Genomic DNA, 19,192 nt, shown 5'->3' with positions numbered 1-19,192 from the left:
CCCGGATTGCATCCGGGCTACATCGTTTCAGGAGCCGCACATGCCCATCCCCAGCGCGATCAAACTGCACAAGGCCTCGAAGACCCTGGAGCTGCGCTATGGGGAAACGAGCTACCAGCTCAGCGCCGAGTTCCTCCGCGTGCACTCGCCCTCGGCCGAGGTGCAGGGGCATGGTCAGCCGATCCTGCAGACCGGCAAACTCGGTGTCGGCCTGGAGCGCATCGAGCCGGCCGGCAACTATGCACTGAAACTGTGCTTCGACGACGGTCATGACAGCGGCCTGTTCACCTGGGACTACCTGCACGAACTGGCCACGCGCCAGAGCGAGCTGTGGGCCGACTATCTGGCGCAACTGAGCGCGGCCGGAAAATCCCGCGACCCCAACGAATCGGTCGTCCGCCTGATGCTCTGAGGCGCCAGGCAAACCCTTGCCGCAGAGCGCCCGGCACCCTCACCACCGATCACGTTAGCGACAGTTAGGGCGAGTTTTCTAATCTATCGCGGCATACTCCTGCGCCATCGACTGGCTTGCTTAACTGCACAAACTCGGGTAACCAAGGAACTGGCAGGTTCCCTGCATTTGGCTGTGCCAGGTGCAACGAAATGTGCGGACTCGATCCGCCCCCGGTAACCCGAGCAGTACCAGGCCCTGTTCAGCCGCGCGCCTTCGCAGGCCGGTATTCGTCTCAGGACAATGGAGCGTCGTAGATGAGTGACAAGAACAACGATGACCTGAAACGCCAGGCCTCGGAAAATACGCTGGGACTCAACCCGGTGATTGGCATCCGCGGCAAGGATCTTTTGACCTCTGCCCGCATGGTGCTCGCTCAGGCACTCAAGCAACCCTTCCATAGTGCCAAGCATGTGGCCCACTTCGGCCTCGAACTGAAGAACGTCCTGCTCGGCCAGTCCGCGCTCCAGCCCGAAGACGGCGACCGCCGCTTCAACGATCCGGCCTGGAGCCAGAACCCGCTCTACCGCCGTTACCTGCAGACCTACCTGGCCTGGCGCAAGGAGCTGCACGACTGGATCGAGCACAGCTCGCTGTCCGAACAGGATGCCAGTCGCGGCCACTTCGTCATCAACCTGATGACCGAAGCCATGGCGCCGTCCAACAGCATGGCCAACCCGGCCGCCGTCAAACGCTTCTTCGAAACGGGCGGCAAGAGCCTGCTCGACGGCCTCTCGCACCTGGCCAAGGACATGGTCAACAATGGCGGCATGCCCAGCCAGGTGAACATGGAAGCCTTCGAGGTGGGCAAGAACCTGGCCACCACCGAGGGCGCCGTGGTGTTTCGCAACGACGTGCTGGAGCTGATCCAGTACAAGCCGATCACCGAGAGCGTGCACGAACGCCCGCTGCTGGTGGTGCCACCACAGATCAACAAGTTCTACGTATTCGACCTGTCGCCGGACAAGAGCCTGGCGCGCTTCCTCCTGCGCAGCCAGGTGCAGACCTTCGTGGTCAGCTGGCGCAACCCGACCAAGGCGCAGCGCGAGTGGGGCCTGTCGACCTACATCGAAGCACTCAAGGACGCCATCGACGTCATCTGCGCCATCACTGGCAGCAAGGACGTCAACATGCTCGGCGCCTGCTCCGGTGGCCTGACCACCGCCTCCCTGCTCGGCCACTACGCGGCACTCGGCCAGCAGAAGGTCAACGCCCTGACCCTGCTGGTCAGCGTGCTCGACACCCAGCTCGACACCCAGGTGGCCCTGTTCGCCGACGAGAAGACCCTGGAAGCCGCCAAGCGCCGTTCCTACCAGGCCGGCGTGCTGGAAGGCAGCGACATGGCCAAGGTGTTCGCCTGGATGCGCCCCAACGACCTGATCTGGAACTACTGGGTCAACAACTACCTGCTCGGCAACGAGCCGCCGGTGTTCGACATCCTCTACTGGAACAACGACACCACGCGCCTGCCTGCTGCCCTGCACGGCGAATTCATCGAGATGTTCCAGACCAACCCGCTGACCCGTCCGGGCGCGCTGGAGGTCTGCGGTACGCCGATCGACCTCAAGCAGGTCACCTGCGACTTCTTCGTCGTGGCCGGCACCACCGACCACATCACGCCCTGGGACTCGTGCTACAAGTCGGCGCACCTGTTCGGCGGCAAGTGCGAGTTCGTCCTGTCCAACAGCGGCCATATCCAGAGCATTCTCAACCCGCCGGGCAACCCCAAGGCACGCTACATGACCAACAGCGAAATGCCGCTGGACCCGAAAGCCTGGCAGGAAAGCTCGACCAAGCATGCCGACTCCTGGTGGCTGCACTGGCAGACCTGGCTGGCCGAGCGCTCGGGTGAAACCAAGAATGCCCCCAGGGCACTGGGCAACAAGAAGTACCCGGTCGGCGAAGCCGCGCCGGGCACCTATGTACACGAACGCTGATCATCGACCTCAACCGCGGTGGCACCGGGAAGTGCCGCACGCCACGCCGGCCCTTGTGGGTGTGGTGAGCCAGGCGCGTCCTGGTAACTCTGGAGGCGGCCCGGACGGCCCTCTCCAGCGCTCAACTCCATAGGGGCTGCGCCTATGCCGCAACCATTCGTATTCCGCACCATCGACCTCGATGGACAGACCATCCGTACCGCAGTGCGGCCGGGCAACAGCCAGCTGGTGCCGCTGCTGATCTTCAACGGCATCGGCGCCAACCTGGAGCTGGTGATGCCCTTCGTCGCCGCACTCGACCCGGAGCTGGAGATCATCGCCTTCGACGTTCCCGGCGTCGGTGGCTCATCGACCCCCGCCACGCCCTACCGGTTTCCCGGACTGGCCAAGCTGGCGGCGCGCATGCTCGACTACCTGAACTACGGCCAGGTCAACGCCATCGGTGTGTCCTGGGGCGGCGCCCTGGCCCAGCAGTTCGCCCACGACTATCCCGAGCGCTGCAAGAAGCTGATCCTCGCCGCCACGTCGGCCGGCGCGGTGATGGTGCCCGGCAAGCCCAAGGTCCTCTGGCGCATGGCCAGTCCCAGACGCTACGTGCAGCCCTCCTACGGCGTGCGCATCGCCCCGGACATCTACGGCGGTGCCTTCCGTCGCGACCCCAAGCTGGCCATGGCGCATGCCAGCAAGGTGCGTTCGGGCGGCAAGATGGGCTACTACTGGCAGCTGTTCGCCGGCCTCGGCTGGACCAGCATCCACTGGCTACACAAGATTCGGCAGCCTACGCTGGTCATGGCTGGCGATGATGACCCGCTGATCCCGCTGATCAACATGCGTCTGCTGGCCTGGCGCATTCCCAACGCCGAGCTGCACGTCATCGACGACGGCCACCTGTTCCTGGTAACGCGTGCCGAAGCGGTGGCGCCTATCATCATGAAGTTTCTCGAGGAGGAGCGACAGCGTGCGGTGATGCACCCGCAGCCCACGCCACTACGCCAGCATTGACCGCACCAGCAGAGTGCGCAATGTTCGGCATGCTCGACGAAGGGGCGCAAGCCGCCCCGGGCAAATTCGACGCGGCTGTCTGGAATGCACCTCCTGCGCGTCTGGTACAGGGCTTGCTGCATCTCTGTGCAAGCAAGCGGCGCACCTGAGGCTTCGAGCGAGGCCGGCAGTCGGTGCCATGCAAGTCTCTAGACGGTTTGACGACGGAGTGTTGCCATGCGAGACAAGTCGACCCCGGCTACCCTGCCGGCACCTGCCAGTTTCATGAATGCCCAGAGCGCCGTGGTCGGCGTACGCGGCCGCGATCTGCTGTCCACGATGCGCCTGCTGGCCAGCCAGGGGCTCAAGAACCCCGTACGCAGTGGCCGCCACCTGCTGGCCTTCGGCAGCCAGCTGGGACGCGTGCTCATCGGTGATACGCTGCACAAGGTCAACCCGCAGGACGCCCGCTTCGCCGACCCGACCTGGCACCTCAACCCCTTCTACCGGCGCAGCCTGCAGGCCTACCTGGCCTGGCAGAAGCAACTCGCCGCCTGGATCGACGACAGCGACCTGTCGCCTGACGACCGTGCCCGCACGCGCTTTCTCGCCTCGCTGATGAGCGATGCGCTGTCGCCCTCCAACAGCCCGCTCAACCCGCAGGCGGTCAAGGAGCTGTTCAATACCGGTGGCAGCAGCCTGCTCAAGGGGCTGCGGCACCTGTTCGACGACCTGCTGAACAACGACGGCCTGCCCAGCCAGGTCAGCCGGCACGCGTTCGAAGTCGGCCGCAACCTGGCCTGCACCCCCGGCGCGGTGGTGTTTCGCAACGAGCTGCTGGAACTGATCCAGTACAAGCCGATGAGCGAGAAGCAGTACCTGCGCCCATTGCTGATCGTGCCGCCGCAGATCAACAAGTACTACATATTCGACCTGTCCAACGACAAGAGCTTCGTCCAGTACGCACTGAAGAACGACCTGCAGACCTTCATGATCAGCTGGCGCAACCCGGACCCGCGCCACCGCGAGTGGGGCCTGTCGACCTACGTGCAGGCGGTGGAAGAAGCCGTCGATGCCTGCCGGGCCATCACCGGCAGCAAGGACGTCAACCTGCTCGGCGCCTGTGCTGGCGGCCTGACCATCGCCGCCCTGCAGGGCCACCTGCAGGCCCGCCGCCAACTGCGCAAGGTCGCCAGCGCCACCTACATGGTCAGCCTGCTGGACAGCCAGATCGAAAGCCCGGCGATGCTCTTCGCCGACGAGCAGACCCTCGAATCGGCCAAGCGCCGCTCCTATCAGCAGGGCGTGCTGGACGGCCGCGACATGGCCAAGGTGTTCGCCTGGATGCGCCCCAACGACCTGATCTGGAACTACTGGATCAACAACTACCTGATGGGCAAGCAGCCACCCGCCTTCGACATCCTCTACTGGAACAACGACAACACGCGCCTGCCGGCGGCGCTGCATGGCGACCTGATCGACTTCTTCAAGCACAACCCGCTGACCCGTGCCGGTGCGCTGGAGGTCTGTGGCACCCCGGTGGACCTGACCAAGGTCACCGTCGACAGCTTCAGCGTGGCGGGCATCAACGACCACATCACGCCCTGGGATGCGGTCTATCGCTCGACCCTGCTGCTCGGCGGCAACCGCCGTTTCATCCTGTCCAACAGCGGCCATATCCAGAGCATCCTCAACCCGCCCGGCAACCCCAAGGCCAACTACTACGAGAACGCCAAGCTCACCTCCGACCCACGCGCCTGGTACCACGACGCCCAGCACCAGCAAGGCAGTTGGTGGCCACAATGGCTGGAGTGGATCCAGGCCCGCTCCGGCGAACAGCGCGAAACCGTCATGGCGCTGGGCAACCAGCACCATCCGGCCATGGAGGAGGCGCCAGGCACCTACGTGCACATCCGTTGATGGGCACGCACGCCACATCAGCAAGGCGTCGCCGTACGACGTTCAACTGACAAGCGATGGCCGGCAGGACGCCAGCCGGTTATCGTCACCTCTCCGCGCCAGATCGAACAAGAAGTAACGGATGAAGACCCGCGAGCGCATTCTGCAAACCGCCCTGGTTCTGTTCAACGACCAGGGCGAACCCAACGTTTCCACCCTGGAGATCGCCAACGAGCTGGATATCAGCCCCGGCAATCTCTACTACCACTTCCACGGCAAGGAGCCGCTGGTGCTGGAGCTGTTCGAGCGTTTCCAGGCCGAGATGGCGCCACTGCTCGACCCACCGGCCGATGCCCGGCTCGATGTCGAGGACTACTGGCTGTTCCTGCACCTGATCGTCGAGCGCCTGTCGCAGTACCGCTTCCTCTTTCAGGACCTGTCGAACCTGGCCGGGCGCCTGCCCAAGCTGGCGCGTGGCATCCGCCACTGGCTCAACGCACTCAAGCGCACCCTGGCGGCACTGCTGGCGCGCCTGATGGCTGATGGTCAGTTGAACAGCGGCACCCAGGCGCTGGGACAACTGGTCGAGCAGATCACCCTGACCCTGCTGTTCTCCCTCGACTACCAGCGCATCCTCGACCAGGAAGGCGAAGTGCGGCTGGTGGTGTTCCAGATCATGATGCTGGTCGCGCCACACCTGAATCAGCCCTCACGCGGCGCCGTCGAGCACCTCGCGCAACGCTACCTGGAAGCCTGAGACGCGGCGCTTGCGCCTTTCCGGGCGCATAACGCAAACGCCCGGCACTAGGCCGGGCGTTCTTGATCCCGAGAAACTCAGGACGGGTTGGCTGGCGTTGCCGGAGCGGCAGCCGGGGCCGGTGCAGCAGCAGGCGCGGCAGCAGCCGGTGCCGGGGCTGGTGCTGCCGGTTTCGCGGCAGCGGCCTTGGGCGCGGCTGGTTTCTTCGCTGCGGGCTTCTTCGCCGCCGCCGGCTTGGCGGCCGGTTTCGCAGCGGGTTTGGCCGCTGGCTTGGCAGCCGGTTTGGCCGCAGCTTTCGCGGCCGGCTTTGCCGCTGGCTTGGCGGCGGCCTTGGCAGGTGCCGGCTTGGCGGCTGCAGCAGGCTTGGCGGCCGGTTTCGCAGCGGGCTTGGCCGCTGGTTTGGCAGGCGCCTTGGCTGCAGGTTTGGCTGCGGCTTTCGCGGCCGGCTTGGCTGCTGGTTTCGGAGCGGCCTTGGCGGCAGGCTTGGCGACCGACTTGGCCGACACACCGGCGATCTTCTCCAGCTGCTTGGTCAGGCTGTCGACCTTGTCGTTCAACGCCTTCACTTCGTTGCGGCTGGGCACGCCCAGGCGCGAGATGGCATTGTTCAGACGCTTGTCGAACGCTTCCTCCAGTTCACCCCACTTGCCGATCGCCTTGCCCCGGACCTCGTCGACCTTGGAGCGGGCGGAGCCGACCTTGGAACCGACGCCGGCTTTCACCGCATCGACCTGCTTGTCGACTTCGCTCTTGGCCTGCTTTTCGGCCTTCTCGCCATCCTTGACCAGCGAGTCGAACAGCTTGGTGCCGTCCTTGCTGACCTTGGAATAAGCGCCCAAGCCTGCCAACCAGATCTGGCGCGAGTATTTCTCGACCTCGCCGATCCAGGAGCTGGTCTGTTTCTCGGTTTTCTTCTTAACAGCCATCCTGATCTCCTTATTTGGTACGCGCGACGTGCTCGAGCAACGCGCTCAGCTCATCCAGCTTAGCAGAGAGTGCTTCAACATCCTGCTTGGACGGAATGCCGATGCGATTCAGCGCGGCAGCCACACGGGTGTCGAACGCCTTCTCGATCTTGTCGAGCTGAACTTCGACCTTGCCCTTGACGCTGGTGACGTTGCTGTTGACCGACTGCTTGACCGATTCGATCTGGCTGTTGGCGGCTTCTACCTGCTCGTCGACCAGTTTCTTGCCTTTGCTTTCGACGCCTTCACCGGTCTTGACCAGTTCCTTGAAGTATTCGGCCCCCTCGGCACCCGCCTTGGCATAAGCACCCAGGCCAGCGAGGTAGATCTTGCGGGCATAACCCTTCACGTCATCGAGCAGACCGGCCTTGTCTTCGACCACGGCTTCGACTTTTTTCTTCACGGCAACTTTCGACATGGTGCACCTCACGCGCTTTGACAGTTAGCGGAAACGCCCACGGAATGCAGGCTTGGGTACACCCTAAGGAGAAAAATTAGAAATCGCATACTAGGAGCGGCTGCAGCGGGCCGGAAGGATCACGCGCCACCGATCCACCGGTCTGGTGGATGGAAACAGCGCCATCCACCCTACGCGCTGACTTGAAGCTTGTGGCTTGCCGCTTGAAGCTGCTTCTACGCCAGGGATTTGTCCAGCACCTGCTCGATCTCGCGCTGGATCATGCTGCCCATGGGCGAGAGCAGCAGGCCGAGCTTGAGTTCCACGCGCACGGTGTCTTCACCGACCGCGATGCTGCCATCGGCGCCGCTGCGCTTGAACTCCAGGGTGTCGCCGTTCCAGCGGTAGCGCACGTCGTACTCGCTGGCCAGGCGTTCGGCCAGGCGCTCGGCTTTTTCGCGGGCCCCCTCACGACCGAGAGAATGGGATCGTTCGACACGAATACGGGACATGACAACTCCTTGAACTGACAGCGCGCCGCAAGGCTGCGGCATGAGGTCGCGTCACTCTACCAGCCCACCGCACGGTGGGGCACCCAGGCAAGACAAAGACCGCACGCAGCTTTAGAATGGTGCGGTTTTCTACCCGGTGAGAGCGACATGAGCGATCCACGCAAGGCCCAGGAGCAGGAACCCACCACCCACTTCGGTTTCCAGGACGTGCCGGAAAGCCAGAAGGCGGACAAGGTGGCCGAAGTCTTCCACTCGGTGGCGGCCAAGTACGACCTGATGAACGACGTGCTGTCCGGCGGCCTGCATCGCCTGTGGAAGCGCTTCACCATCGAGCTGTCCGGTGTCCGCCCGGGCAACCGCGTGCTGGATATCGCAGGCGGCACTGGTGACCTGACCCGCAAGTTCTCCAGCATCGTCGGGCCGACCGGCGAAGTGGTCCTGGCCGACATCAACGACTCCATGCTCAAGGTCGGTCGCGACCGCCTGCTGGACAAGGGCGTGGCCGGCAACGTGCAGTTCGTTCAGGCCGATGCCGAGAAGCTGCCGTTCCCCGACAACCACTTCGATGTGGTCACCATCGCCTTCGGCCTGCGCAACGTCACCCACAAGGATGAGGCCCTGCGCTCCATGCTGCGCGTGCTCAAGCCCGGCGGCCGCCTGCTGGTGCTGGAGTTCTCCAAGCCCGGCAACCCGCTGCTGGCCAAGGCCTATGACACCTACTCGTTCAGCTTCATGCCGCTGGCCGGCAAGCTGATCACCAACGATGCCGACAGCTACCGCTACCTCGCCGAGTCGATCCGCATGCACCCGGATCAGGAAACCCTCAAGGCGATGATGGTCGACGCCGGTTTCGAACGCGTCACCTACCACAACATGACCGGCGGCATCGTCGCCCTGCATCGCGGCATCAAGCCCTGATGCTGATAACCGGCTTGCTGGCCAGCGTCGAAGCCGGCCTCAATCGTGTTCTGCGCCTCGACGGTACGGCCTTGCCGCGCCTGCAGGCGCTCAGCGGCAAGGTCATCGCCGTGCAGTGCCAGAGCCCGACGCTGGAGCTGTTCATCCTGCCCAGCGGCGACGGCCTGCGACTGGCCGCGCAGTGGCACGCCCCGGCCGACTGCACCCTCACCGCGCCGGCCGCCAGCCTGGCGCGCCTGGCCCTGAGCCGCGACAAGACCGCCGTGCTGCATCGCCCGGACGTGTCCCTCGACGGCGACAGCGCCGCGCTGCTGCAACTGGCCGAGATTCTCCAGGACCTGGAGCTGGACTGGGAATACGAAGTCTCGCGCTGGCTCGGCCCGGTGGCCACCACCCTGCTCGCCAGCCACCTGCGCAGCCGGGTGAACCTGGCCAGCAACGGTGCCGCCAGCCTCAGGCAGGACCTGGCCGACTACCTGGCCGAAGAATCACGCACCCTGGTCGGACAGCGCGAAGCCGATGTGCGCTTCGCCGAACTGGACCGACTGAAACTCGCCCTCGACCGCCTGGAAGCACGCATCGAGCGCCTCACTTCTGCCCATAAGCCCGACGCATGAAGCTGCTTGCCGTTCGCCGCCTGTTCCGTATCCAGCGTGTCGTCGTCCGCTACCAGCTGGACGAGATGCTCCTCGAGTTGCCGCTGCCCATCTGGCTGCGCGCACTGTCCTGGCTGCTGCCCTGGCGCTGGCTGCCTCGCAAGCCACTGGACCTGTCACGCGGCGCCCGCCTGCGCCTGGCACTGGAAGACCTGGGGCCGATTTTCATCAAGTTCGGCCAGCTGCTGTCCACCCGCCGCGACCTGCTGCCGCCGGACATCGCCGATGAGCTGGCACGCCTGCAGGATCAGGTCCCACCCTTCCCCGAGGATCAGGCCATCGCCCTGATCGAGCGCCAGCTCGGCGCCCCGGTGAACGAAGTGTTCGCCCGCTTCGACAGCCAGCCGCTGGCCTCGGCCTCGGTGGCCCAGGTGCACGCTGCACAGCTGAAAAGCGGCGAGGAAGTGGTGGTCAAGGTCGTGCGCCCCGGCCTCAAGCCGATCATCCGCCAGGACCTGGCCTGGCTGTTCCTCATTGCCCGCATCGCCGAAAAGGCTTCGGCCGATGCCCGTCGCCTGCGCCCGGTCGAGGTGGTCAGCGACTACGAGAAGACCATCTTCGACGAGCTCGACCTGCTGCGCGAGGCCGCCAACGCCAGCCAGCTGCGGCGCAACTTCGAAGGCTCGCCGCTGCTCTACGTGCCACAGGTGTACTGGGACCTGTGCCGCCACCAGGTGCTGGTGATGGAGCGCATCTACGGCATCCCGGTCACCGACCTGGCGACCCTGGCCGACCAGCGTACCGACATGAAGCTGCTGGCCGAGCGCGGCGTGGAGATTTTCTTCACCCAGGTGTTCCGCGACAGCTTCTTCCACGCCGACATGCACCCCGGCAACATCTTCGTCAGCACGCGCACGCCGTGGAGCCCGCAGTACATTGCCATCGACTGCGGCATCATCGGCAGCCTCACCGACGAGGATCAGGACTACCTGGCGCGCAACCTGATCGCCTTCTTCAAGCGCGACTACCGCAAGGTCGCACAGCTGCACATCGACTCGGGCTGGGTGCCCGCCGATACCAAGGTCAACGAATTCGAAGCGGCGATCCGCACCGTATGCGAGCCGATCTTCGAGAAGCCGCTGAAGGACATCTCCTTCGGCCAGCTGCTGCTGCGCCTGTTCCAGACCGCGCGGCGCTTCAACATGGAAGTGCAGCCGCAGCTCGTTCTCCTGCAGAAGACCCTGCTCAACATCGAAGGCCTGGGCCGCCAGCTGTACCCCGACCTCGACCTGTGGAGCACCGCGCAGCCGTTCCTCGAGCGCTGGATGCGTGAGCGTGTCAGCCCGCTGCATCTGTTGCGCAACCTGCAGCAGCAGGCCGAGCAGGTGCCGCACCTGTCGCAGATCGCCCGCGACACGCTGGAGCGCCTGCAGCAACCGCAACAGGCGGAGCAGCCCCGCAGCGGCGACCACTGGCCGCTGCGTCTGCTGGGCGCCGCCCTGATCGGTGCCGGCGCCATGCAGGGGCTGGCGCCACTGCTGGCTACCTGGCCAGCCTGGCTGATGGTCGGTGGCGGGCTGTATCTGGTGTTGCGCCGATAGCCAGTTGGCCGTCGCACTGGCACACTTGGCGAATTCACGGGCCGCGAGGCCCGGCAGACTTGGAACACCGATGAACGATTGGCTCGACGAAATCCACTGGAACGAAGACGGCCTGGTGCCGGCCATCGCCCAGGATCACAAGACCGGCCGTATCCTGATGATGGCCTGGATGAACCGCGAATCCCTCGCCCTCACCGTCAGCGAGCAGCGCGCCATCTACTGGTCACGCTCGCGTGGCAAGCTGTGGCGCAAGGGCGAAGAATCCGGCCACGTGCAGAAGCTGCATGAGCTGCGCCTCGACTGCGACGCCGACGTCATCGTGCTGATGGTCGAGCAGCTGGGCGGCATCGCCTGCCACACCGGGCGCGAGAGCTGCTTCTATCGCGTCTATGAGAATGGCGGCTGGAAGACCGTCGACGCCGTGCTGAAAGACCCGCACGCCATCTATGCAGGACACAGCCATGAGTGACACCCTGACCCGCCTGGCCGAAGTACTGGAAGCGCGCAAGGGCGCAGCCCCCGACAGCTCCTACGTCGCCAGCCTCTATCACAAGGGCCTGAACAAGATTCTGGAAAAGGTCGGCGAGGAGTCGGTGGAAACCATCCTCGCCGCCAAGGACGCCGCTGCCAGTGGCGACTGCAAGGACCTCATCTACGAAACCGCCGATCTGTGGTTCCACAGCCTGGTCATGCTCGCCGCCCTCGGGCAGCATCCGCAGGCCGTGCTGGACGAACTCGACCGCCGTTTCGGCCTGTCCGGGCATGCGGAAAAAGCCGCACGCTCGCCACAATGACCTGACAACTACTACAACGGAGAACACATCATGGGATTCGGTGGTATCAGCATCTGGCAACTCCTGATCGTCCTGCTCATCGTCGTCATGCTGTTCGGCACAAAGCGCCTGAAGAATCTCGGCTCCGACCTCGGTGACGCGATCAAGGGCTTCCGCAAATCGATGGACAACAGCGACGCCGACAAGCCGGCCGTGGAAGACGGCAAGGGGCAGACCATCGACGCCCAGGCACGCAAGGTCGAAGAGCCAGCGAAGAAAGACTGAGCCATGTTCGACATTGGCTTCACCGAACTGCTGCTGGTCGGCCTGGTCGCCCTGGTCGTGCTCGGTCCCGAGCGCCTGCCCGGGGCCGTGCGCACGGCCGGCCTGTGGATCGGCCGAATCAAGCGCAGCTTCAACTCGATCAAGGCCGAGGTCGAGCGCGAGATCGGCGCCGACGAGATCCGTCGCCAACTGCACAACGAGCGGATTCTCGAGCTCGAGCGTGAGATGAAGGCGATGAAGCAGGACATCCTCGGTACGGGCACCGGCCAGCCTGCCACAGAGCAACGTGCAGAACCGAGCAGCGACGCTGCTCCGAGCGTTCAGGACAAGAATCCCCAACCATGAGCAGAAAGCCGGAAGAAGATCAGGAAATGCCCCTGGTCTCGCACCTGACCGAACTGCGCACGCGTCTGCTGCGCTGCGTGGTGATCATCCTGTTGATCTTCGCCGGCCTGTTCTACTTCGCCCAGGACATCTACGCGCTGGTGGCGGCGCCACTGCGCGCCTACCTGCCGGCCGGGGCGACGATGATCGCCACCGGCGTCGCCTCGCCCTTCCTCACGCCCTTCAAGCTGACCCTGATGTGCGCGCTGTTCCTCGGCATGCCGGTGATCCTGCACCAGGCCTGGGGCTTCATCGCGCCGGGGCTGTACACCCACGAGCGGCGCATCGCGGTGCCGCTGCTGATCTCGAGCATCTTCCTGTTCTACGCCGGGATGGCCTTCGCCTACTTCGTGGTGTTCCCGATCATGTTCGGCTTCTTCGCCAGCGTGACCCCGGAAGGCGTGGCGATGATGACCGACATCGGTCAGTACCTGGACTTCGTCCTCACCCTGTTCTTCGCCTTTGGCGTGGCCTTCGAGATCCCCATCGCCACCTTCCTGGTGATCTGGGTCGGCCTGGTGGACGTCGCCACCCTGCGCAAGAGCCGCCCCTACGTGGTGGTCGGCTGCTTCGTGATCGGCATGGTGCTGACGCCTCCTGACGTCTTCTCGCAGACGCTGCTGGCCTTGCCCATGTGGCTGCTGTTCGAGAGCGGCCTGCTGGCCGGCGCACTGGTCCGCCGCAAACGCGACGACGAGCAGAGCGACGAACAAGCCGAGCCGGAAGACCAGCCCCCCGCGCCACAACCGTGAACCTTCTGCTGCTGGAAGACGCCGACTTCGTCGGTGTCGATCGTGTTCGCCTCAGTGGCCGGCGCCTCAAGCACCTGCACGAGGTGCATCGTGCCGAAGCGGGTGACCGCCTGCGCGTCGGCCGTCTCGGCGGCCTGATGGGCGAAGGTCAGCTGCTCAGCCTGGATGCCGAACAGGCCGAGCTGCAGGTCTGTCTCGACCAGCCGCCACCGGCCAAGCTCCCCCTGACCCTGGTCCTCGCCCTGCCCCGCCCAAAGATGCTCAAGCGCGTGCTGCAGACCGTCAGCGCCATGGGCGTGCCGCGCCTGGTGCTGGTCAACAGCTACCGGGTGGAGAAGAGCTTCTGGCAGACGCCGTTCCTGCAGCCCGACGCGCTGCGCGAACAACTGATCCTCGGCCTGGAGCAGGCGCGCGACACCGTGCTGCCCGATGTCAGCATCGAAAAGCGCTTCAAGCCCTTCGTCGAGGATCGCCTGCCGGCACTGGCCGCCAGTACGCTCGGCCTGATCGGGCACCCCGGCGACTATCCGGCCTGCCCGCGCGCGGTCGACGGCCCGGTGACCCTGGCCATCGGCCCGGAAGGTGGCTGGATTCCCTACGAGGTCGATCTGCTGCAACAGGCCGCCGGCCTGCACCCGGTGCAGCTGGGTGAGCGCATTCTGCGGGTGGAAACCGCCGTGCCGGTGTTGCTGGCCAGGTTGTTCTGAGGCGTCATCCGCTCTGCAAGCCGCAACACGCAAGGTCTTGCACCATAGCCACAGTGCGCCTCAGGTAACTGGGCCCAGCGCATCATCCGCCACGTCGGTACTTTCTACCTCGGGCTTCAGCGGCACCCTCAGAATGACCAAGGTGCCTGCGAGGCGGTCATGCACCCCCTGCTTGCGCTTGTCCACACTCATCCAGATAGCCAGCAGTGGGATGGTGTACCCACCCAGCACAGCAACCAGAGCAACGAAGACCAGGTAGCGCAGGACCAGCCGCCACCACACTGGCCGTTCCAGCGTGCGGCGGTCCACCAGCTCGGCATGCACTGCCCGCATTCCCGGCGTCTTGCCCCAGCGATACCAGCAGAACAAGAAGTAAACCGGCCCCAGCAACACTAGCGAGACCTTGCTGAACAGGGCAAGCAGACCACCGGTGTCGGCATTGAAGCGCATCAGCAGGGCTGCACCAAAAATACCGGCGACAGTCACTATCGTCACCAGCAGGAAATCCAGCAGGGCCCCGGCCCCACGGTCGAGCATGCCGACTAGTTGGTAATGCTCGCCTGAGCCATGGTGCTCATAGGTAAAGAGATTGATACGACGATCGTCCATTTCCACCCCACTCCGTTTGGGTGACGTCCTACATACTCAGATTTCGAGGAGAAAGGTCACCGGCCCATCGTTGACCAGATGCACCTGCATGTTGGCACCGAAGCGCCCGGTGGCGACCAGCCCATGCTCGCTGCGAGCGCGCTCGACCAGCATGTCGAACAGGGCAGCCCCCTGCGAAGGTGGTGCGGCGCTGGAGAAGCTGGGACGCATGCCGCTCCTGGTATCGGCCGCCAGGGTGAACTGCGAGACCAGCAGCAGGCCACCGCCGATATCCTTCAGCGAGAGGTTCATCTTGCCGGCCTCGTCGCTGAAGACGCGATAGCCCAGCAGCTTGTGCAAGGCACGGCCGACGCTGGCCTGGTCATCGTGCGGCTCGATGCCGACCAGTGCCAGCAAGCCCTGGTCGATGCTACCCACCACCTCGCCTTCGACCTCTACCCGCGCCGCGCTGACGCGCTGGATCAGCAGCTTCATGCGTCCTCCGGGGGCAGGTCGAGCAGGCGCCGGGCCATCTCCTCGGCAGCACGCACCAGCGCATCGGTGATGCCCGGCTCGGCTGCCGAGTGGCCGGCATCACGGATGATCTGCAGCTCACTGTTGGGCCAGGCCTGGTGCAGCGCCCAGGCGTTGTCCAGGGGACAGATCGCGTCGTAGCGGCCATGCACGATGATGCCCGGCAGGTGGGCGATCCTGGGCATGTCGCGGAGCAGCTGATCGGGCTCGAGAAAGGCGTCGTTGACGAAGTAGTGGCACTCGATACGGGCGATGGACAACGCGCGATGCGCCTCGCTGAAGCGGTCGACCACCTGCGGGTTGGGACGCAACGTGGCGGTGCGCCCTTCCCAGGTCGACCAGGCCTTGGCCGCGTGCATCTGGGCGATCTGGTCGCTCCCCGTCAGCCGCTTGTAGAAGGCGCCCATCAGATCGCCGCGCTCCTGCGGCGGAATCGGCGCAATGTAGTCTTCCCAGTAATCGGGGAACAGGCGGCTGGCACCTTCCTGGTAGAACCAGTGAAACTCCTGCGGGCGACAGAGGAAGATGCCGCGCAGGATCAGGCCATGCACGCGCTGCGGATGCGCCTGAGCGTAGGCCAGCGCCAGGCTCGAACCCCAGGAGCCGCCGAACAGCACGAACTTGTCGACGCCCAGGTGTTCGCGGATGCGCTCGATATCGGCGACCAGCGCCTGGGTGGTGTTGTTCTCCAGGCTCGCGTAGGGCGTGGAGCGCCCGCAGCCGCGCTGGTCGAAGGTAACGATGCGGTACAGGTTCGGATCGAAATAGCGACGGCTGGCGGCATCGCAGCCGGCGCCCGGGCCGCCATGGATGAACAGTACCGGCAACCCGTCCGCCGAGCCGCTCTCGTCGACATACAGCACGTGCGGTGGCTCGACCGCCAGCTCGTGGCGGGCGTAGGGTTTGATCTCCGGGTACAAAGTCTGCATCGTTGGGCTCCTTGAAATCCGCTTGCGAATGGCGCACCAGGGGCGGACGCTCGCGAAAACCACCTGGGTGATTTTCAACGCCGCCTGGGCGCCGCGCAGCAGATCGTGAACAGGCTCTAGGCTGGCGGGCTGCGACTACCGTATCGCACTCTGCCCGGCATCATAACCATGAAAAGGGAGTTCAGCATGTCAGCAAGATTTCTACTCGCACCGTTGCTGCTGTTTGCCGCACTGATGCTGGGTGCCTGCGGCGCCAAGGACGACCCACAGGCGGCGCTGGAAGCCGCCGTGCAGGCGCTGCAGGACAACATCGAAGGCAAGCGCAGCAACGCGGTTCTGGAACAGCTGCATGCCGATTTCAAGGCCCGCCAGGAGTTCGACCGCGACTGGGCCAGGCGCACCATGGCCCTGCTGTTCCTGCGCCACAAGAACGTCAAGGTGATCGCCCTCGGCGAAACCAGCTGGATCGACCCGGCAATCCCCAGCAAGGGCTACAGCGAGGCGCAGGTCGGCGTGAGTGGCGCCGAAGGCCTGATCCCCGACGCCGCACGGCACTACTCGGTGAAACTGGAGTGGTGGCGCGAAGGCGACGAGTGGAAGCTGGCCCGCCTGGACTGGGAGTGAGGCACGACCCGCACGCGTCGGGCCACGCCACGGTACATCAATCGGTCTTGCGCCAGATCAGCTCGCCGGTGGTGTAGCCCTGCTCGCGGGCGACCGAAAGCAGCTTGTCACGCGTTTCCTGATCGACCTCGGGGGTACGTGAGAGTAGCCACAGGTACTTGTGCTGCGGATGCCCGACCAGCGCCACGCGGTAGTCCTCGTCGTGGTACAGCACCCAGTACTCGCCCTTGATCGGCAGCAGCTTGCTGGCCCAGTTGTCGAAGCTGACCCAGAGCTTGTCGGTGCGCCCTTCGGCCAGGGGTTCGGCGATGCCCCTGGCTTCAATCCACTCGCCGTCGTCATCGCGACAGCGATTGGTCACATCGATGCGCCCGTCGTCGCGCAAGCCATAGTGGGCTTCGGACTGCACGCAGTTGCGCTGGAAGAACATCGGCAGACGAGCCAGCTCGTACCAGGTGCCCTGGTAGCGCTGCAAATCGACCTGGACGGTTTCCGGCTCCGGCTTGGGGATGTTGCCAGTGCCGGAGTTGGCACAACCGACGAGGGCGAGAAGGGCACTGGCGAGTAGGATCGAACGCATGGAGGCTCCTGTCTATTTGAGTCCCTTGCCGGAGAACAGCATGACCTTGTCCCCGGCGTACTGGACGCTGATATAGGCCTTGTCGTCGCCCCAGGTGCAACTGGTCATGCCCAGCGCGCCGGCGCACTCGCCCGGTGCTCCGAGCAGGCTCTCGACCTCGGCCTTGCTCATGCCGGCCTCGAGCTTGGAATAGTTGTCCTGGTTGACCTTGCTACAGGCCGCCAACAGGCCGCAGGCGAACAGGGCAAGGAAACGCATCTTCATGGGGGTGACACTCCTGATGGGAAGATGCCAGCAAGCTTGGCATAGCCGGCGACGACTTGCCCGCTTGGAGTTCAGAAACGCGAGCCAGGTTCCCGCAGGAAGGCCTCTTCTTCGGCCGTGGAGACACGCCCGAGAATGGCATTGCGATGGGGAAAGCGAGCGAAGCGGGCAATCACCTGCTGGTGACGCTCGGCGAAGTCGAGGAAGCTGGCGAACTGCGCCCGGTCGTCCGCCGCGGCCTCGTCCAGCAGGCCACGGAACAGCTCGACGGCACGCTCCTGCAACGGCAGGTCCTCGGCATGCTCGAAGATCAGGTAGGCGAAGACCCGCTGGATCGGCGTCAACGCCCGGTCCAGACCGCGCGCCAGACCGTCCTGCAACAGAGGACGCGCCAGGGGATCGCCGGCGAAGGCACGCGGCGTGTCGCGGAAGATCATGCGTGGCAGCTGGTCGAGCAGGATCAGCTGGGCCAACCAGCCCTGCGGGTCGCTGCTCCAGCCCGGCAGTTCACCGGCCAGGGCCTGCTCGACCTGCGCAGCGAAACGCTGCTCGGCTTCGCGGTCCTGACTCTCGCGCTTGCCGAACCACAGGCCGTGGCGCGCCGCCGACACGGCACGGGCGCTGGCGGACGAACCGAGTTCGTCCGCAGCGAACCACCAGTCGAGCAGCGGCTGCCAGGGCTGCACCGATCAACCCCGGTGGTAGGCCGTGATGCGCAGCACTTCTTCCTTGGAACCGAGGAAGACCGCGACACGCTGGTGCAGGGACTCCGGTTCGATCTCGAGGATTCGCTGCTGGCCATTGGTGGCGGCACCACCGGCCTGCTCGATGATCATCGACATCGGGTTGGCTTCGTACATCAGGCGCAGCTTGCCCGGCTTTTCCGGCTCGCGGGCATCGCGCGGGTACATGAACACGCCGCCGCGGGTGAGGATGCGATGCACGTCGGCCACCATCGAGGCGATCCAGCGCATGTTGTAGTTGCGCCCCAGCGGGCCGGTCTCGCCAGCCAGCAGTTCGCCGACGTAGCGCTGCACCGGCGCTTCCCAGTGGCGCTGGTTGGACATGTTGATAGCGAATTCCTTGGTCGACTCCGGCACCTTGATGTCATCGTGGGTGAGCACGAAGCTGCCCAGTTCGCGATCCAGGGTGAAGCCTTTCACGCCGTCGCCGAGGGTCAGCATCAGCATGGTCTGCGGGCCGTAGATCGCATAACCGGCAGCAACCTGCTGGGTGCCGGGCTGGAGGAAGGCCTCTTCGCCCAGGTCACCGGTTTCGCCCTGGCGGTCCGGGCAGCGCAGCACGGAGAAGATGGTGCCGACCGAGACGTTGACGTCGATGTTGCTGGAACCGTCCAGCGGGTCGAACACCAGCAGGTAGGCGCCTTTCGGGTACTTGCCCGGAATCTGGTAGGCGTTGTCCATTTCCTCGGAGGCCATGCCGGCCAGGTGACCGCCCCACTCGTTGGCCTCGAGCAGGATCTCGTTGGAGATCACGTCGAGCTTCTTCTGCACCTCGCCCTGCACGTTCTCCGAACCCAGACTGCCGAGCACACCGCCGAGGGCGCCCTTGGATACCTGGTGGCTGATCTCCTTGCAGGCCCGGGCCACGACCTCGATGAGAAAACGCAGGTCGGCCGGGGTGTTGTGGCTGCGAGTCTGTTCGATCAGGTAGCGGCTGAGGGTGACGCGGGACATGGACGACTCCGGAAAGGAAAAAAATCGCGCGCAGTTTAACCCGAGTCGCCGCGTAATGCTG

At 64.8% G+C, this 19,192-nt stretch carries 25 protein-coding genes; 15 read left to right on the top strand and 10 right to left on the bottom strand.

Features of this window, described 5'->3' with window-relative positions; all coding sequences use genetic code 11:
• The first annotated feature begins 40 nt into the window (after positions 1-40).
• The 5 genes from EWH21_RS03780 to EWH21_RS03760 all read left to right on the top strand — a co-directional run bounded on the left by EWH21_RS03780 (position 41) and on the right by EWH21_RS03760 (position 6,025).
• The gene (locus EWH21_RS03780) at positions 41-412 is read left to right on the top strand and encodes a DUF971 domain-containing protein (protein WP_037049873.1); all 372 of its coding nucleotides are present in this window, start codon (positions 41-43) and stop codon (positions 410-412) included.
• Between the two features lie 296 nt (positions 413-708).
• Entirely contained in the window at positions 709-2,388 is a 1,680-nt protein-coding gene (phaC, locus tag EWH21_RS03775; RefSeq protein ID WP_037049875.1) for a class II poly(R)-hydroxyalkanoic acid synthase, read from the top strand.
• A gap of 144 nt (positions 2,389-2,532) precedes the next feature.
• On the top strand, positions 2,533-3,390 hold the full coding sequence (phaZ, locus tag EWH21_RS03770; RefSeq protein WP_037049877.1) for a poly(3-hydroxyalkanoate) depolymerase: 858 nt from the start codon (positions 2,533-2,535) through the stop codon (positions 3,388-3,390).
• A 216-nt stretch (positions 3,391-3,606) separates the two neighbouring features.
• Positions 3,607-5,289, top strand: a complete 1,683-nt coding sequence (gene phaC / locus EWH21_RS03765; protein WP_277699813.1) for a class II poly(R)-hydroxyalkanoic acid synthase — start codon at positions 3,607-3,609, stop codon at positions 5,287-5,289.
• A 121-nt stretch (positions 5,290-5,410) separates the two neighbouring features.
• The gene (locus tag EWH21_RS03760; RefSeq protein WP_047588806.1) at positions 5,411-6,025 is read left to right on the top strand and encodes a TetR/AcrR family transcriptional regulator; all 615 of its coding nucleotides are present in this window, start codon (positions 5,411-5,413) and stop codon (positions 6,023-6,025) included.
• Between the two features lie 77 nt (positions 6,026-6,102).
• Here EWH21_RS03760 and EWH21_RS03755 read toward each other — a convergent pair whose 3' ends face one another.
• The 3 genes from EWH21_RS03755 to EWH21_RS03745 all read right to left on the bottom strand — a co-directional run bounded on the left by EWH21_RS03755 (position 6,103) and on the right by EWH21_RS03745 (position 7,899).
• Positions 6,103-6,951, bottom strand: a complete 849-nt coding sequence (locus tag EWH21_RS03755) for a phasin family protein (protein ID WP_277699812.1) — start codon at positions 6,949-6,951, stop codon at positions 6,103-6,105.
• 10 nt (positions 6,952-6,961) lie between these two features.
• Positions 6,962-7,408 (bottom strand): phasin family protein, encoded by a 447-nt coding sequence (locus EWH21_RS03750; RefSeq protein WP_037049887.1) that lies wholly within the window; start codon positions 7,406-7,408, stop codon positions 6,962-6,964.
• Positions 7,409-7,623: 215 nt separating this feature from the next.
• Positions 7,624-7,899 carry a polyhydroxyalkanoic acid system family protein gene (locus EWH21_RS03745; RefSeq protein WP_037049889.1) on the bottom strand — a complete coding sequence of 92 codons (276 nt, stop codon included), beginning with the start codon at positions 7,897-7,899 and terminating at the stop codon, positions 7,624-7,626.
• Positions 7,900-8,046: 147 nt separating this feature from the next.
• Here EWH21_RS03745 and ubiE point away from each other — a divergent pair, with 147 nt between their 5' ends.
• From ubiE to EWH21_RS03700, 9 genes are all read left to right on the top strand, one after another.
• Complete coding sequence (ubiE, locus tag EWH21_RS03740; protein WP_047587328.1) at positions 8,047-8,817, top strand: bifunctional demethylmenaquinone methyltransferase/2-methoxy-6-polyprenyl-1,4-benzoquinol methylase UbiE; 771 nt, start codon at positions 8,047-8,049, stop codon at positions 8,815-8,817.
• Positions 8,817-9,434 carry an SCP2 sterol-binding domain-containing protein gene (locus tag EWH21_RS03735; protein WP_037049893.1) on the top strand — a complete coding sequence of 206 codons (618 nt, stop codon included), beginning with the start codon at positions 8,817-8,819 and terminating at the stop codon, positions 9,432-9,434. Before ubiE ends, EWH21_RS03735 begins: the two co-directional genes overlap by 1 nt.
• A complete protein-coding gene (gene ubiB, locus EWH21_RS03730; RefSeq protein WP_134676124.1) occupies positions 9,431-11,014 on the top strand; it encodes a ubiquinone biosynthesis regulatory protein kinase UbiB in 1,584 nt (527 codons plus the stop codon). Before EWH21_RS03735 ends, ubiB begins: the two co-directional genes overlap by 4 nt.
• A gap of 70 nt (positions 11,015-11,084) precedes the next feature.
• Positions 11,085-11,483, top strand: coding sequence for a phosphoribosyl-AMP cyclohydrolase (gene hisI / locus EWH21_RS03725; protein WP_037049899.1), 399 nt, complete (start codon positions 11,085-11,087; stop codon positions 11,481-11,483).
• Complete coding sequence (locus EWH21_RS03720) at positions 11,476-11,808, top strand: phosphoribosyl-ATP diphosphatase (protein WP_037049903.1); 333 nt, start codon at positions 11,476-11,478, stop codon at positions 11,806-11,808. Before hisI ends, EWH21_RS03720 begins: the two co-directional genes overlap by 8 nt.
• A 30-nt stretch (positions 11,809-11,838) precedes the next feature.
• Positions 11,839-12,072, top strand: a complete 234-nt coding sequence (tatA, locus tag EWH21_RS03715) for a twin-arginine translocase TatA/TatE family subunit (protein WP_037049905.1) — start codon at positions 11,839-11,841, stop codon at positions 12,070-12,072.
• Positions 12,073-12,075: 3 nt separating this feature from the next.
• Positions 12,076-12,417 (top strand): Sec-independent protein translocase protein TatB, encoded by a 342-nt coding sequence (tatB, locus tag EWH21_RS03710; RefSeq protein ID WP_037049907.1) that lies wholly within the window; start codon positions 12,076-12,078, stop codon positions 12,415-12,417.
• Positions 12,414-13,208, top strand: coding sequence for a twin-arginine translocase subunit TatC (tatC, locus tag EWH21_RS03705; protein WP_037049910.1), 795 nt, complete (start codon positions 12,414-12,416; stop codon positions 13,206-13,208). The genes tatB and tatC overlap by 4 nt, the downstream gene beginning before the upstream one ends.
• A complete protein-coding gene (locus EWH21_RS03700) occupies positions 13,205-13,915 on the top strand; it encodes a 16S rRNA (uracil(1498)-N(3))-methyltransferase (RefSeq protein WP_277699811.1) in 711 nt (236 codons plus the stop codon). The genes tatC and EWH21_RS03700 overlap by 4 nt, the downstream gene beginning before the upstream one ends.
• A 60-nt stretch (positions 13,916-13,975) precedes the next feature.
• On the opposite strand, the gene EWH21_RS03695 is transcribed toward EWH21_RS03700, so the two are convergent.
• From EWH21_RS03695 to pip, 3 genes are read right to left on the bottom strand one after another with little or no spacing between them, the layout of a single operon-like run.
• Positions 13,976-14,524, bottom strand: coding sequence for an RDD family protein (locus EWH21_RS03695; RefSeq protein ID WP_179553245.1), 549 nt, complete (start codon positions 14,522-14,524; stop codon positions 13,976-13,978).
• Positions 14,525-14,560: 36 nt separating this feature from the next.
• Positions 14,561-14,998 (bottom strand): D-aminoacyl-tRNA deacylase, encoded by a 438-nt coding sequence (gene dtd, locus EWH21_RS03690; RefSeq protein ID WP_277699810.1) that lies wholly within the window; start codon positions 14,996-14,998, stop codon positions 14,561-14,563.
• The gene (pip, locus tag EWH21_RS03685; protein ID WP_037049918.1) at positions 14,995-15,966 is read right to left on the bottom strand and encodes a prolyl aminopeptidase; all 972 of its coding nucleotides are present in this window, start codon (positions 15,964-15,966) and stop codon (positions 14,995-14,997) included. The genes dtd and pip overlap by 4 nt, the downstream gene beginning before the upstream one ends.
• A 186-nt stretch (positions 15,967-16,152) precedes the next feature.
• Between pip and EWH21_RS03680 the strand changes: the two genes are divergently transcribed.
• Positions 16,153-16,590: a hypothetical protein gene (locus EWH21_RS03680; protein WP_037049920.1), complete on the top strand. Its 438-nt coding sequence runs from the start codon at positions 16,153-16,155 to the stop codon at positions 16,588-16,590.
• 37 nt (positions 16,591-16,627) lie between these two features.
• Here EWH21_RS03680 and EWH21_RS03675 read toward each other — a convergent pair whose 3' ends face one another.
• The 4 genes from EWH21_RS03675 to EWH21_RS03660 all read right to left on the bottom strand — a co-directional run bounded on the left by EWH21_RS03675 (position 16,628) and on the right by EWH21_RS03660 (position 19,131).
• Positions 16,628-17,170 carry a lipocalin family protein gene (locus tag EWH21_RS03675; protein WP_277699809.1) on the bottom strand — a complete coding sequence of 181 codons (543 nt, stop codon included), beginning with the start codon at positions 17,168-17,170 and terminating at the stop codon, positions 16,628-16,630.
• A gap of 12 nt (positions 17,171-17,182) precedes the next feature.
• A complete protein-coding gene (locus EWH21_RS03670) occupies positions 17,183-17,434 on the bottom strand; it encodes a lipoprotein (protein ID WP_047590086.1) in 252 nt (83 codons plus the stop codon).
• 71 nt (positions 17,435-17,505) lie between these two features.
• A complete protein-coding gene (locus EWH21_RS03665) occupies positions 17,506-18,120 on the bottom strand; it encodes a DUF924 family protein (RefSeq protein ID WP_277699808.1) in 615 nt (204 codons plus the stop codon).
• Between the two features lie 3 nt (positions 18,121-18,123).
• Positions 18,124-19,131 (bottom strand): class 1 fructose-bisphosphatase, encoded by a 1,008-nt coding sequence (locus EWH21_RS03660; RefSeq protein ID WP_037049929.1) that lies wholly within the window; start codon positions 19,129-19,131, stop codon positions 18,124-18,126.
• Positions 19,132-19,192 lie beyond the last annotated feature (61 nt).

It is taken from the genome of Pseudomonas sp. REST10 (assembly GCF_029542605.1).
Lineage (GTDB): Bacteria > Pseudomonadota > Gammaproteobacteria > Pseudomonadales > Pseudomonadaceae > Aquipseudomonas > Aquipseudomonas khazarica.
Note: the sequence above shows the minus strand (reverse complement) of the source record. Positions and strands in the feature narration are given on the sequence as shown.